The following is a 13002-nucleotide window of genomic DNA, read 5'->3' as shown; positions in this document are numbered from 1 at the left end:
GGATGCTTTTCGCCCAGCCCAAGACGCTTCTGGCTCTGAGCCTTGTCGCAATGACGGCGGCATTGAGCGGCTGCAACACCTATAAGCCCGCGCCGAGAGCTTTCAATCAGGCCACCATCCAGCCCTATGCGCTCGACAGCGGCGACCGGCTGCGCATCACCGTTTTTGATCAGCCGAGCATGACCAATACCTATATGGTCGATCAGGCCGGCTACATCGCCTTCCCGCTCGTCGGACAGGTGCCTGCGCGCGGACGCACGCTGCAGCAGCTTTCCGGCCAGATCGCCCAAAAACTGCAGCAGGGTTATCTGCGCGACCCCGACGTGACGATCGATGTCGATCGCTACCGTTCCATCTTCATCATGGGCGAAGTCGGCCAGCCGGGCCAGTATTCCTATGTGCCGGGCATGACGGTGCAGAACGCGATCGCCGTTGCCGGCGGCTTCACCTCCCGCGCCAATCAGGGCACGGTCGACGTCACCCGCAAGATCAACGGCCAAGTGCTGACCGGACGCGTCAACATTTCATCCTCGATCATCGCCGGCGACACGATCTATGTCCGCGAACGGCTGTTCTGATCGCTGATGGCAGAACAGCGACCTCTCCGCATACTCCATTGTTTCAGGTCCCCCGTTGGCGGGATATTCCGCCATGTTCGCGATTTGGTGGAAGAACACAGCAAGGCGGGACATGAGGTCGGCATCCTCTGCGACAGTTCCACCGGGGGCGAGCACGAGGACCGGCTGTTCGACGATATCCGTCCCTATCTCTCGCTCGGGCTGACGCGCATACCGATCCGGCGCTCCGTCGCGCTCTCCGATATCGGCGTGATATGGGACACATACAACAAAATCAAAAGTTTGCGGCCGGACGTGCTGCACGGACACGGCGCCAAGGGCGGCGTGCTCGCGCGGCTTGTCGGCTCAGCCTTGCGGGTGAACAGGTATCGCGTAGCCCGCCTCTATACCGCCCATGGCGGAAGCCTGCACTATTCCCGCTCGTCGCTCACCGGACAGTTCATTCTGCGGATGGAGCGGCTGCAGGAATATTTCACCGACGCCCTCGTCTTCATCTGCGAATACGAGCGCGACACCTATGCAAAGAAGGTCGGACGGCCGAGGCCCATGACGCGGCTGATCTACAACGGGATCGGAGAGCGGGATTTTCAGATCATCCCCACACGATCCGATGCTGTGCATTTCATCTATGTCGGCATGCTCCGGGACCTCAAGGGTCCCGATCTGTTTGTGGACGCATTTGCCAAAACCGAACGGCTGATCGGACGGCCCCTCTCGGCGCTGATGATCGGCGACGGGCCGGATCGCGAGAAATACCGCGATATGATGGTCGAACGCGGCCTCGGCAAGCGCATCGGCATGCTGCCGCCCATGCGTGTGCAGGAAGCCTTCGGGATGTCGCAGAACCTGGTGGTGCCATCCCGCGCCGAAGCCATGCCCTACATCATCCTCGAAGGGCTCGGCGCCGGAAAGACCGTCATCGCCAGCCGCGTCGGCGGCATCCCGGAAGTGCTCGGTGGGAACAGCCCCGCTCTCGTCGCACCTGACAACGCGGATGACCTTGCCCGCGTCATGGCCGAAGCGCTGACGACACCCGGCTGGCATCATGCCGTGATGCCTTCGATCGACTCGGTGAAATCCGTTTTTTCCGCTGCCGTGATGGCAAGAGATGTCCTGAAACTGTACCACACGCTCGTCGAGGGGGCGCCGACCTCCGAAACCTATGAGGCATCCGTAAATCTTTCTTAGGGCCTTTCTGCTAATGCCGTTTGAGACAACGAGCGGCTGAAGCCCATGAACAAAGCAGAGAAAAGCGATCAGTTCGACGTGGAAGCCCTGCGCAAGCGGGTCTCCGCGGGCAACGCCGACGGCGGCGACCAGGAAACGCCGGGACAGATCAACCCTTATGCCCGGCAGATCGCCGAACAGTTCCGCGAGGGAACGCGTTCGCCGTCGATGGTCATCGGCCAGCTGCGCCTCTTCGAATTCGTCTCGCAATTCGCAATCGGGCTGCTCGCCTTCCTGATCTGGCCCGGCGACGGTAGCGAAAGCCTTGCTGCACGCGCGGGCATGGCAGCCGCCGTGGCGGCGCTGGGCGTTATGGCTCTGCAGCTTGCGGATACCTATTCCATTCCGGCGCTCAGAGCCCGCGTTCGCCTGCTGCCGCGCATCCTCAGTGCCTGGGCAGCCGCCTTTACCGGAACGGAAGTGATCTTTTCGCTCTTCCGCGATCTCCCATGGTCGCAGATAAACCTGCATATCGCCTGGTTCTCGCTTGCCTCGCTCTTCCTGCTTGGGTCGCGCTTCCTGGTCGCCTACGGCATCCGCAACTGGGCGCGCAACGGCGTCATGGAGCGCCGCGCCGTGATCGTCGGCGGCGGCGAACCTGCCAAGGATCTGATCCGCATTCTCGAGCAACAGGCAGACAACGACATCCGCATATGCGGCATCTTCGATGATCGGGGTGAGAAGCGCTCGCCGGTCATGGTCGCCGGCTATCCGAAGCTCGGCACTGTTGCCGAGCTGGTAGAATTCGTGCGGCTCACCCGGATCGACATGCTGATCATCGCGCTGCCGCTCAGTGCCGAGGCCCGTATCCTGCAGCTCCTGAAGAAACTCTGGATCCTGCCGGTCGATATTCGCCTTGCCGCCCATGCCAACCGGCTGCGGTTCCGGCCGCGTGCCTATTCCCACGTCGGCTCCGTGCCGATGCTCGACATTTTCAAGAAGCCGATCCGTGATTGGGATTCCGTCGCCAAGCGCGGCTTCGACATCTTCTTCGCATCGCTTGCCCTTGCCCTGCTCTGGCCGGTGATGATCCTCACCGCCATCGCAATCAAGCTGACGTCCAAGGGGCCTGTCTTCTTCATGCAGAAGCGGCATGGCTTCAATAACGAGGTCATTAACGTCTTCAAGTTCCGCTCGATGTACACCAACATGAGCGATCACAACGCCAAGACAGTGGTGACCAAGGGCGATCCCCGCGTGACGCCGGTCGGCCGCTTCATCCGCAAATCCTCGATCGATGAATTGCCACAACTGTTCAATGTGCTAAAGGGCGATCTGTCGCTCGTCGGTCCCCGGCCTCACGCCGTCCTGGCGCAGACGAAGGATCGCGCCTGGGGCGATATCGTGGAAGGCTATTTCGCACGCCATCGCGTCAAGCCGGGCGTGACCGGCTGGGCGCAGATCAACGGCTGGCGCGGCGAGATCGACAATGACGACAAGATCAAATTCCGCACGGCCTACGACCTCTACTATATCGAGAACTGGTCGCTCTGGTTCGATCTCAAGATATTGTTCCTGACGCCGATCCGGCTGCTCAACACGGAAAACGCCTATTGAGCGCGGTCGAGGTGACACAGTTCCGCGTCGCCCAACCGCAGCGCGCCGCACTGCGCCTCATTGGCTCGGCGATGGTCGCCTTCGGCGTCTTCCTCGCCGGCTTCGTGATTAATGAGCCCGCGCCTTACGAACTGTGGATGGCGGGGCTTGTCGGCATCTGGTTCATCCTCGGCCTTCGCATCTCGCGCTACACCGCGGTGCTTCTGACCCTACTCCTCACCTTCAATGTCGGCGGCATGCTGTCGCTAACGCAAATGAAGGATATGACCGGCGGGCCGATGTATGTCGCTGTCTCGACCTTCCTGGCCCTGACCTCGGTGTTCTATGCGGCAATCATCGAAGACAACGCCAAACGGCTGCCGCTGATGTTCAATGCCTGGGTCGTTGCCGCCGTCATCACCTCGTTGCTCGGTATCCTCGGCTATTTCCATGCCTTTCCCGGCGCCGAAGTCTTCACGCTCTACGACCGTGCGAAGGGCGCATTCCAGGATCCGAACGTCTTCGGACCGTTCCTCGTCGCCCCTTCCCTCTACCTCATCCATGGCATTCTGACGCGCGACCTGAAGACCTCGCCGTTGCGTGCCGCCGCACTGCTGATCCTCGCGCTCGGCGTGTTCCTGTCGTTCTCGCGCGCCGCCTGGGGTCTCTTCCTGCTCGCCGTCGCGCTGCTCATATTCATGATGCTGCTGAAGGAGCGAAGCGGCGCCTTCCGGCTGCGCATCCTCGTCCTCTCGCTGATGGCGATCGTCCTGATGGTCTCAGCGCTTTTGATCGCGCTGCAGTTTCCGCAGGTCAGCGATCTTTTCAGCGCACGCGCGCAACTCGTCCAGGAATATGACGGCGCCTATCTCGGCCGTTTCGACCGCCACCGCATCGGCTTCCAGATGATGATGGAAAGGCCGCTCGGCATCGGGCCGATGGTGTTCGGCACGATCTTTCCGGAAGACGAGCACAATATCTGGCTGAAGACGCTGACAACCTATGGCTGGCTCGGCTTCGTCTCCTACGTGTCGATGCTCGTGTGGACGCTTTACCTTGGTTTCAAGAGCCTCCTCAGGGACCGGCCATGGCAGCCTTACCTGATGATCGCCTGGATCTGCATCATCGGCCATGCGGCGGTCGGCAACGTCATCGACATCGACCATTGGCGGCATGTCTATCTTCTCCTCGGCATCGTCTGGGGATGCGCTGCGCTCGAACACCGCCACCGACAGAATTTCACGGCCCCGGTCGCAGCCTAAATACTTGAGAACGGCGACATTCGCGCTAAACTTCCAAACATGATCACAGGAATGCAGATACGCGGCGCACGCGCCATGACCGGGATGAGCATCGATGAGCTTGCCGCTGCGTCCGGCCTGACGCCGGAAGCGATAGAGGCACTCGAAGACGGCGACGGGACGGGCGAGCCCCGCGCCTTTCTGGCCGCCAAGCACGCGCTGGAAGCAGCCGGCGTGATCTTCATCGCAAGCGGCAATCAGGACGAAGGCGGTCCCGGCGTGCGGCTGCGGGCGCGCACGTCAAGCGACGATGGCATCCGCCCCGAAAACCTCAACGCCGCCAACGACGATTGATAGTTGCCGCATTTCCGTCGATGAGAAGTGAGGGCTAGAGATAAGCCTGCGCAAGCGCGGCGAGTTTTGTGCTGTCCTTGGCGCCCTGGCGATAGAGCTGGATGATCAGCGCGCCGAGATGTTCGGCTTCGGGCGTGTTACGGCTCAGCCCCCTCGCCTCGCAGACAATATCGAGCACTCCGGAAATCACATCCAGATCCTCCGAAAAGAGCGGCAAATCACGGGGATGAAAAGGTGTATTGAGCATCGAGCCGCACTTCCCATGAGGGCGAAAGCACAACCGCATCATTCGCCAGCCGCCCATCCATGGCCGACGATATAGACAGTATGCACGCCGATTTCCGGCTTGGCAACTGGAACAAATGTCTCGAGGTTCGAGGTGGGTTGTTGGCGTGACGGCACTTGTGCTCGCACCCCTGACTGCCGTTTGCCTACTTTATTTCGCACGCCAACCGAGCTTATGCTTTCCTGCATAAGCAGAGCACCATCTACTGTTGCGCGCGAAAGACGCGCAACATTGAAAACGTTAAGCCGTTACGCGGCAAAACATTTGAAGGCCGGCAATGATGGAAATTCGTTGGACGATTTTGGTGGCTGCACTCGCGTTATCTGGCTGCTCCAGCGGCTCCGAAGGAATTGAGCCGATACGCGGGAGCATCACATATGGCGGCCAGCCACAGGCCCGACTTAGCAAATCGCCGCCCGGCTCCGTTCTTCCCCACCAGTTTATCGACCCGACCGGCCGATGGGTGGAGGAGACCTACATCGTCCAGGCGGACAGGAGCCTGAAGCTCGTCAGACGACGTGATGTGGTCGACAGCGCCGACTGAGCAGCCAGTGATCCTCAAGGAAGGGCCGGCCCCGCAGGAAGCCGGCCTCTTTTTTTCCAGCACCCCGTTACTTGTTGCCGCACAATTCAGCCGTATCAGTCTGGTCGTCACCGCGGCCAGGAGAGGTCCGTGCCTTGTCGTACGCAGAGCAATTGCTTTCCATGGAGCTTCCTGGCGTCGTGGTTATGCTGCCGGTTGGATTGGGATCAACCCTGGCAGGCGGATTGTTATCTTGGCCAAAGGGGTAGTCTTCCGCTTCGGGCACCATTGGCGGCGAAGTCGTTGAGCCGGCCGGGGCGCCCTGGCTCTGGGCATAGGAAACCGATGTTGCCATGCCAAGGGCCAAAATCGATGCTGCTAAAAGTTTCATACGCATAGGGTCCTCCAGTGTTGCGTGGGTGACGGAGGCTAACCCTGAGGGGGACGGACTTGTTCCGGTAAAAACCGGCATAACGCGATAACAGATCATCACGGTTTCGCGAGCGGCCGGTTTTCTTCCGGCTTTGCTCCATGACGAGGTCATGGTCAAGTTTTGACTGAGATTTCAAGGGGATAAATGGTCGGGGCGACTGGATTCGAACCAGCGACCCCTTGACCCCCAGTCAAGTGCGCTACCGGGCTGCGCTACGCCCCGACCTGCCGAAACGGCTTGTTTCGTTTAGTTTTTCGCGGCGTCCAATGCAAGCGGAAAAAGCCGTTCTCCGCGCAAAAAGCCGATATCCCACTCAGGCTCCGACGATTCCGATTCCGCTGCCGCCGATTGTCTTCACGGTCCATGCCTCGTAGTCCGCAATCGAGAAATGCGGCGTCTCGAAGGGTGTGGCATGTGTTGCGGTAATGACGGTGACATCGGCTCCTGCACCTTCTCCTGCAAGTATGCCCGCAACCGCGTCTTCGAAGACCAGGCAGCGCTTTGGATCGACTCCCAGGCGGCTGGCGCCGAGCAGATAGCATTCCGGGCTGGGTTTGCCTGCCGAAACCTCCTCGCCGGTGACGATGACCTTCGGCATCGGGATTCCGGCAGCAGCCATGCGGCGCTTGGCGAGTTCGATCGGGGCCGACGTGACAATCGCCCACCTATCGAAGGGAATGTTGTTTAGAAAGCGGATTGCGCCGGGGATCTGTATGATACCTTCGACATCTTCCATTTCCTCGGCCAGCAGCTTATCCGCCTCGTATTTCGGATCCACACCGGGGAGCGCCAGCTGACGGATGACGTCGCTGGCGCGGATGCCGTGTATCGTCTTCAGGAAGACTTCCGGCTCGAGGCCGTGATCCTTTGCCCATTCGCTCCATACGCGCTCGACGACCGCTATGGAGTTGAGCAGCGTGCCATCCATGTCGAAGAGGAACGCATCGTAGGCTTTGCCGAGTACATTGGGAGAAGACACAGGGGGAATTCCTTGCGAAATGGACTTTGGAAGCAGAAAGGCGGACGCAGATCAGGATTGTCCCTTCTGTTTCTCCTGACGGTTCTCGTCGCACGAGTCCGCTCATGCGATCCTCTCTACACAGATGCCGGCAGCTTTGCCAAGGCCAGTGCAGAGGCAGCAGCAGGCGGCTGTGACCTTTTCCGGAACAACAGGCCCGTGGGGGCGTTTTTTATCAAGGCTGGGTAAGGAAAGGAGATTTGTCCTATGCGCAAGACCATGCTGGCCACGACCGCCGCCGTGCTGACGGCCTGCTCCACTGCCTTCGCGCAGGGTACGGTTGTCATCGACCCCGCCCCCACGGGTTCCATCGTGTTGCCGGGCGAAGTTCGCACCTATGTGATGGAGCAGCAGGTGCCTTCTGTCGTCTATGAGGGCGATGTCGTCGTCGGAACGACGCTTCCGGAAACGGTCGAAATCCATGAGGTTCCGAATGTCGACGGCTATGCTTATACCGTCGTCAACAATCGCAGAGTGATCGTCGAACCTCAGACGCACCGCGTCATTCAAATCCTCGAGTGATCGGATCAGGCGTGAATCCGCCCGCTCGCGGAGGCGAGGCTCGAACGCAATCTTCTACCGCACTTGATCCAGAAGGCGCTTGCATTCCAGAAGATCGTAGAGCGCCTCCTGCAGAAGTGCCCTGTCCTCCTTGCTGACGCTCGATTTGCCGATCGAGACTTCCGCCTGATCGTCGTCGCCGGCAACGAAATTGAAGAAGCGGCGGGTAATCGGCGGCTTGGCGCGGCCGACCAATTGATCCTCCTCCGCAATGCCGACGCGCGGCTCACCCGGGGCGCTGTCCCTGCCACCCGAGGCAAGTGCCTCGACGCTGGCAAGATCACCCTGCGCAACAGCGACGACGAACTTGTTGCCGTTGGTCTTCAAGAGCTTCTGAACGCCCTTGATCGTATAGCCGTGGTCGTAAAGAAGATGCCGGATGCCCTTCAGCAGATCCACGTCTTCCGGCCGGTAATAGCGGCGCCCGCCGCCCCTCTTCATCGGCTTTATCTGCGGAAAGCGCGTTTCCCAGAAACGCAGAACGTGTTGCGGCAGATCGAGGTCGTCAGCGACTTCGCTGATTGTTCGGAAAGCATCGGGGCTCTTGTCCAAGGTCGTACTCCCTACGCGATCACCGGCGGCGGTTCAAACCGCGACTCATCATATTTCAACGGTTTGCGCCGTCGAATTCAAGTCACGTCTTCGCATAGCCCACAAGTCGGAAGCGCGATTGAAGAAAAAATGATCGGGAGATAGCAATCAGGGACAGGTACAAACCTATCTCTTTGCATCCTTACATGGCCGGACTCGCGGGCTTCTGCTTGACCTTGCGCAGCGTATGCGCCTTGAGAATACGGGTCTTCAGGACATTCGAAGCCTTGAAGGTCATTACCCGGCGGGGCGAGATCGGCACTTCTTCGCCCGTCTTGGGATTGCGGCCGATGCGCTCGTTCTTATCGCGGACCTGGAAGGTGGCGAAGGAGGAAAGCTTGACGGTTTCGCCACGGACGATCGCATTGCAGATTTCGTCGAGCACGGTCTCTACGAGTTCGGCAGATTCGGTCCTGGAGAGACCGACCTTCCGGAAAACCGATTCCGCCAGGTCTGCTCGCGTCACTGTCTTTCCGGTCATGGTCTCCCCGCCAATTCTACAAAATATTTTTTAAAAGCGAGCAAAGACTATTTGTCTTGCGCCTTACGGTCAAGCTCTTGTTCGTCGCCAGTTTTTTGCGATTCTTCGCCGTCACCAGCGCAGCAGCATGGCACCCCAGGTGAAGCCACCGCCCATCGCCTCCAGCATCACAAGATCGCCCTTCTTGATGCGTCCGTCGCCTGCGGCAGTGGCAAGTGCGAGCGGGATCGAGGCGGCTGATGTGTTGCCGTGCAGGTCGACGGTGATGACGACCTTCTCGGGAGCGATATGCAGCTTCTTGGCGGAGCCGTCGATGATGCGGCGGTTCGCCTGGTGCGGCACGAGCCAGTCGAGATCTTCGGCGGTCGTTCCCGTCGAATCGAAGGCGGCCTGGATCACGTCGGTGATCATGCCGACGGCATATTTGAAGACCTCGCGGCCTTCCATGCGCAGCTTGCCGACGGTGCCGGTAGTGGACGGGCCGCCATCGACGAAGAGTTTCTCCTTGTGCGATCCATCGGAGCGAAGATGCGCCGTCAAGATGCCGCGGTCAGCCGTCGTTCCTTCACCTTCGGCAGCCTCGAGCACAATCGCGCCGGCACCGTCGCCGAAGAGCACGCAGGTCGTGCGGTCGTTCCAATCAAGGATGCGGGAGAAGGTTTCCGCGCCGATCACGAGGGCACGCTTGGCAAGGCCGCCGCGGATATAGGCGTCCGCCGTCGTCACGGCATAGACGAAACCGGTGCAGACGGCCTGAACGTCGAAGGCAAAGCCGTGGTGCATGCCGAGGCGGTTCTGAATATTGACCGCCGTCGCCGGGAAGGTGTTGTCGGGCGTTGAGGTGGCGCAGATGATCAGATCGATATCGGCAGACGTCAGGCCGGCCTTGTCGAGCGCCGCACGCGCAGCCTGCTCGCCGAGCGAGGACGTCGTTTCGCCGTCGCCTGCGATGTATCGCTGGCGGATGCCGGTGCGCTGGACGATCCACTCGTCCGACGTATCGACGACATCTTCCATCTCGCGATTGGTCATTACGCGTTTCGGGAGTGCGGCTCCGAACCCGCGAACCACTGAACGGATCATTCTGCTAAAACCCTGTCGCTCATGCAGCTTCCGGCCCCATCGGGGGCAGCCGCTTGGCATGATATTTCTTGAGATCGTTTTCTATTTTCTGATTAAGGCCATTCTTGGCCATGTCATAGCCGACCTCGATGGCTGCGGCGATGCCGTCTGCATCGGCGCCGCCATGGCTCTTGATGACGATGCCGTTGAGACCAAGGAATACGCCGCCATTGACCTTGCTAGGGTCCATCTTTTCGCGAAGCATGTCGAAGGCGCTCTTGGCGAAGAGATAGCCGATCCTAGCAAGTAGCGTGCGCGACATCGCGGCACGCAGGTATTCGGCGATCTGCTTTGCCGTACCTTCTGCCGTCTTCAGGGCGATATTGCCCGAGAAACCTTCGGTCACGACGACATCGACGGTGCCCTTGCCGATGTCATTGCCTTCGACGAAACCGGAATATTCGAGCGAATCGATATGGGCCTCGCGAAGCAGCCGGCCTGCCTCCTTGACCTCCTCCTGGCCCTTCACCTCTTCGACGCCGACGTTCAGCAAGCCCACCGTCGGACGTTCGAGTTCGAAAAGCGCGCGCGCCATCGCACCGCCCATCAGAGCGAAATCCATCAGCTGCTGAGAATCAGCGCCGATCGTGGCGCCGACATCGAGAACGATGCTCTCGCCCCGAAGCGTCGGCCAGATGGCCGCAATCGCCGGGCGCTCGATATTGGCCATCGTGCGCAGACAGAACTTTGCCATGGCCATCAGCGCGCCTGTATTTCCCGCGGAAACGGCGACATCGGCGTCGCCCGTCTTCAAGGCCTCGATGGAGCGCCACATGGTGGAAATATACCGGCCGCGGCGCAGCGCCTGGCTCGGCTTCTCGTCCATGCGAACGGCAAGTTCGCAATCGTGGAAGACAGACTTTTCCCTGACCTTCGGAAACTTGGCAAGAACCGGATCGCACTGCTCTTTCAGTCCAAAAAAGACGAAGGAGATATCCGGATGCCTTTCCAATGCTTTCGCGGCACCGGGGATGACAACTTGGGGACCAAAGTCGCCACCCATGAGGTCGAGAGATATTCTGATCACGCGTCCCTGATCCTTTTCTTTCGCCTGAGGGGAGCGAAAATTTCGGCCAAAATACCGGTTTTCCTATCGCTTACAACTGAATTGTATCAAATACTCAACGGGTTTTCAGTCCTTCTTCCAATCCTTGAGGACCGCAAAGGCAGAAGGCTTCTTGTCGTTTTCGCCGGTATCCTCGATATGGCCGGTAAACTCGACACCCTGCTTGCGGGGATAGGGATCGATCGCCAGCGCGGCGAATTCCATCACCACCTCACCCGCGTCGATCGTGTCGCCGGAGAAGGTCTCCGGCAGGTCCGGCCCGTCGGGATCGAGAATCATTTCGCCGGCCTCGCTGGCCGGAGGCCGGGCGAGTTTCGAATTTTCGGGCACGAATATCTGATCGAACGGCTCGTCAATATCAGCCGGCACCGGCTCGAGCGTCACCACGCAGGCCTGAACGATCTTTGCCTGTACCCTGCCCTTCACGCGGATGCCATCCTTCTTCCAGCGATTGATCTGCAGGTCCGCACGCAGATCGTCGACGGACAGGACGTTCCAGTTTTCGGCAAGCGCCTTCCGCTCCTTCTCGTCCGCTTCGAGATGCACCTCGACGGGGTTCGCGGAGATATGGCCGACCTTGACGAGGTAAGAAAACGGAATGTCGTCGTTGCGGTGCTTCATGGCGTCCTCCTTACGCTGTCTGTGGCAACGTCGCTGAGCCGGTGGCGATCCGGTCTTCGGACTGGGCCGACAGGTCGGCTTCGGCATCAAACATCCAGTTGGCAAGCCTTGTCATATCGTAAGCGCCGGCGGCTTGTGGATGGATGTTGCGGTTAAGGGCTGCAGCAAGGGCCGCGCGGTCGCCGGCATCCATTGCCGCCGAATAGGATTCGAGCCGTCCATAGAACATGCCGGCAAGCTTCTTCATGCGTTTCGGCACACCGTTGTCGCTGATGCCGAGTTCGCGGATCGAATGGTCGATATCCTCAAAGAAGGCATCGACGATCTCCTGGGCGATTTCCTGTCCGCTGGTTCCGGAAGAACGTGTGCGGCGGAAGAAGAGGATCATCACCAGCGACAGCATCTCGAAGCGGCCCATCACGGTGTCCGGAACATGCATGGTCTCATAGAATTCCGGCATGCGGGCTGCTGCGGTCAGTACCGAATACTGTCGCTCGACGATCACCTGATTGTTGTTTTTCTTGCGAAAGAGCCCGAGGATCATTGTTTCTTCCGGAAAAGCCTCATTCTTCACGCGGAGTTGCGCGGGTCGTGTTGCATGATTTCGAAAGCTGGTTTACCGAAGCAGGCGCGAATTGCAATGCCGAAGGTGGCCACTTTCGGGACAGTGCCCTCGTCGGTTCGATCTCGGGGAATTGGGAGTATTCGACCCCGGAAAGGCCACAAAGGTTTTGCATCAGCGGTGACTGCAGGGCCGGGAAGTTGCCTATCGATACCTCAAGGGAGTAGATGTCGTTGAAGAAACGGTATTTCAAGTCTGACATAAAATTCTTCAGCAGCGCAGCCATTGCCATCATGATTGCCTCAGCAGGCCTCACAGGTTGCCAAACGGGAACAGTGCTCAACGGCGGCTATATCGTCGACGACCAATCCCTCAATCTCGTTCCGGAAGGCTCGAGCCGCGAACAGGTGCTCCTGTCGCTCGGCACGCCTTCGACGACGGCGACGTTCGACACCGAGGTCTTCTATTACATCTCACAGAAGCGCACTCGCGCCGTCGCCTTCCAGAAACTGAAAGTTGTCGATCAGAGCGTGCTTGCGATCTACTTCGACAAGGACGGCGTCGTCGCGCGCCGCGCGAACTACACGCTCCAGGACGGCAAGGTCTTCGATACGGTCTCGCGCGTGACCCCAACGGGCGGCCGCGAACTGACCTTCCTGCAGCAGGTTCTGGCAGGCGGCGCAGGCGGCGCAGCAAAGAGCCTTTTCGGAACGCCTTCAGGCAACCCCCAGAATCCTGCAAGTATCCGGTAAATATCCGACTCAACAAAGAAACCCGCCGGAGCGATCCGGCGGGTTTCTTC

16 protein-coding genes, 1 tRNA gene and 1 pseudogene are annotated in these 13002 nt (G+C 59.7%); 8 read left to right on the top strand and 10 right to left on the bottom strand.

Annotation, left to right across the window (positions count from 1 at the left end):
• The first annotated feature begins 2 nt into the window (after positions 1-2).
• From ACZ9BX_RS02680 to ACZ9BX_RS02660, 5 genes are read left to right on the top strand one after another with little or no spacing between them, the layout of a single operon-like run.
• Positions 3-578 carry a polysaccharide biosynthesis/export family protein gene (locus tag ACZ9BX_RS02680; RefSeq protein ID WP_027508500.1) on the top strand — a complete coding sequence of 192 codons (576 nt, stop codon included), beginning with the start codon at positions 3-5 and terminating at the stop codon, positions 576-578.
• 6 nt (positions 579-584) lie between these two features.
• Positions 585-1766, top strand: coding sequence for a glycosyltransferase (locus ACZ9BX_RS02675; RefSeq protein WP_027508499.1), 1182 nt, complete (start codon positions 585-587; stop codon positions 1764-1766).
• Positions 1767-1811: 45 nt separating this feature from the next.
• The gene (locus tag ACZ9BX_RS02670; protein WP_476215557.1) at positions 1812-3362 is read left to right on the top strand and encodes an undecaprenyl-phosphate glucose phosphotransferase; all 1551 of its coding nucleotides are present in this window, start codon (positions 1812-1814) and stop codon (positions 3360-3362) included.
• Positions 3359-4603, top strand: coding sequence for an O-antigen ligase family protein (locus ACZ9BX_RS02665; protein ID WP_476215555.1), 1245 nt, complete (start codon positions 3359-3361; stop codon positions 4601-4603). The genes ACZ9BX_RS02670 and ACZ9BX_RS02665 overlap by 4 nt, the downstream gene beginning before the upstream one ends.
• 39 nt (positions 4604-4642) lie before the next feature.
• Positions 4643-4936, top strand: a complete 294-nt coding sequence (locus tag ACZ9BX_RS02660) for a helix-turn-helix domain-containing protein (RefSeq protein ID WP_027508496.1) — start codon at positions 4643-4645, stop codon at positions 4934-4936.
• Positions 4937-4970: 34 nt separating this feature from the next.
• Here the strand turns inward: ACZ9BX_RS02660 and ACZ9BX_RS02655 are convergent, their stop codons facing one another.
• Positions 4971-5183, bottom strand: coding sequence for a hypothetical protein (locus tag ACZ9BX_RS02655; RefSeq protein ID WP_027508495.1), 213 nt, complete (start codon positions 5181-5183; stop codon positions 4971-4973).
• A 319-nt stretch (positions 5184-5502) separates the two neighbouring features.
• Here ACZ9BX_RS02655 and ACZ9BX_RS02650 point away from each other — a divergent pair, with 319 nt between their 5' ends.
• The gene (locus ACZ9BX_RS02650) at positions 5503-5766 is read left to right on the top strand and encodes a hypothetical protein (protein ID WP_476219888.1); all 264 of its coding nucleotides are present in this window, start codon (positions 5503-5505) and stop codon (positions 5764-5766) included.
• A 67-nt stretch (positions 5767-5833) separates the two neighbouring features.
• On the opposite strand, the gene ACZ9BX_RS02645 is transcribed toward ACZ9BX_RS02650, so the two are convergent.
• The 3 genes from ACZ9BX_RS02645 to ACZ9BX_RS02635 form a co-directional block, all read right to left on the bottom strand.
• The gene (locus ACZ9BX_RS02645; protein ID WP_132561530.1) at positions 5834-6142 is read right to left on the bottom strand and encodes a hypothetical protein; all 309 of its coding nucleotides are present in this window, start codon (positions 6140-6142) and stop codon (positions 5834-5836) included.
• A 181-nt stretch (positions 6143-6323) separates the two neighbouring features.
• Positions 6324-6400 (bottom strand) — tRNA-Pro (locus ACZ9BX_RS02640).
• Positions 6401-6491: 91 nt separating this feature from the next.
• Complete coding sequence (locus tag ACZ9BX_RS02635; RefSeq protein WP_476215552.1) at positions 6492-7157, bottom strand: HAD family hydrolase; 666 nt, start codon at positions 7155-7157, stop codon at positions 6492-6494.
• 246 nt (positions 7158-7403) lie between these two features.
• Here ACZ9BX_RS02635 and ACZ9BX_RS02630 point away from each other — a divergent pair, with 246 nt between their 5' ends.
• On the top strand, positions 7404-7718 hold the full coding sequence (locus ACZ9BX_RS02630) for a DUF1236 domain-containing protein (protein WP_476215551.1): 315 nt from the start codon (positions 7404-7406) through the stop codon (positions 7716-7718).
• Between the two features lie 54 nt (positions 7719-7772).
• Here ACZ9BX_RS02630 and ACZ9BX_RS02625 read toward each other — a convergent pair whose 3' ends face one another.
• From ACZ9BX_RS02625 to ACZ9BX_RS02600, 6 genes and pseudogenes are all read right to left on the bottom strand, one after another.
• Entirely contained in the window at positions 7773-8309 is a 537-nt protein-coding gene (locus tag ACZ9BX_RS02625; protein WP_027508491.1) for a MerR family transcriptional regulator, read from the bottom strand.
• Between the two features lie 181 nt (positions 8310-8490).
• Positions 8491-8829: an integration host factor subunit alpha gene (locus ACZ9BX_RS02620; protein ID WP_132561526.1), complete on the bottom strand. Its 339-nt coding sequence runs from the start codon at positions 8827-8829 to the stop codon at positions 8491-8493.
• A gap of 111 nt (positions 8830-8940) precedes the next feature.
• Positions 8941-9912: a beta-ketoacyl-ACP synthase III gene (locus ACZ9BX_RS02615; protein ID WP_027508490.1), complete on the bottom strand. Its 972-nt coding sequence runs from the start codon at positions 9910-9912 to the stop codon at positions 8941-8943.
• Between the two features lie 19 nt (positions 9913-9931).
• A complete protein-coding gene (gene plsX, locus ACZ9BX_RS02610; RefSeq protein WP_476215548.1) occupies positions 9932-10978 on the bottom strand; it encodes a phosphate acyltransferase PlsX in 1047 nt (348 codons plus the stop codon).
• A gap of 105 nt (positions 10979-11083) precedes the next feature.
• Positions 11084-11638 (bottom strand): YceD family protein, encoded by a 555-nt coding sequence (locus ACZ9BX_RS02605; RefSeq protein ID WP_132561521.1) that lies wholly within the window; start codon positions 11636-11638, stop codon positions 11084-11086.
• Between the two features lie 10 nt (positions 11639-11648).
• Positions 11649-12238: pseudogene (locus tag ACZ9BX_RS02600) on the bottom strand (ubiquinol-cytochrome C chaperone family protein).
• 189 nt (positions 12239-12427) lie between these two features.
• Between ACZ9BX_RS02600 and ACZ9BX_RS02595 the strand changes: the two are divergent.
• Positions 12428-12952 (top strand): outer membrane protein assembly factor BamE, encoded by a 525-nt coding sequence (locus ACZ9BX_RS02595; RefSeq protein WP_132561517.1) that lies wholly within the window; start codon positions 12428-12430, stop codon positions 12950-12952.
• Positions 12953-13002 lie beyond the last annotated feature (50 nt).

This window comes from Rhizobium sp. USDA 3886 (assembly GCF_056279785.1).
This window is presented reverse-complemented; position numbering and strand designations above follow the sequence as displayed.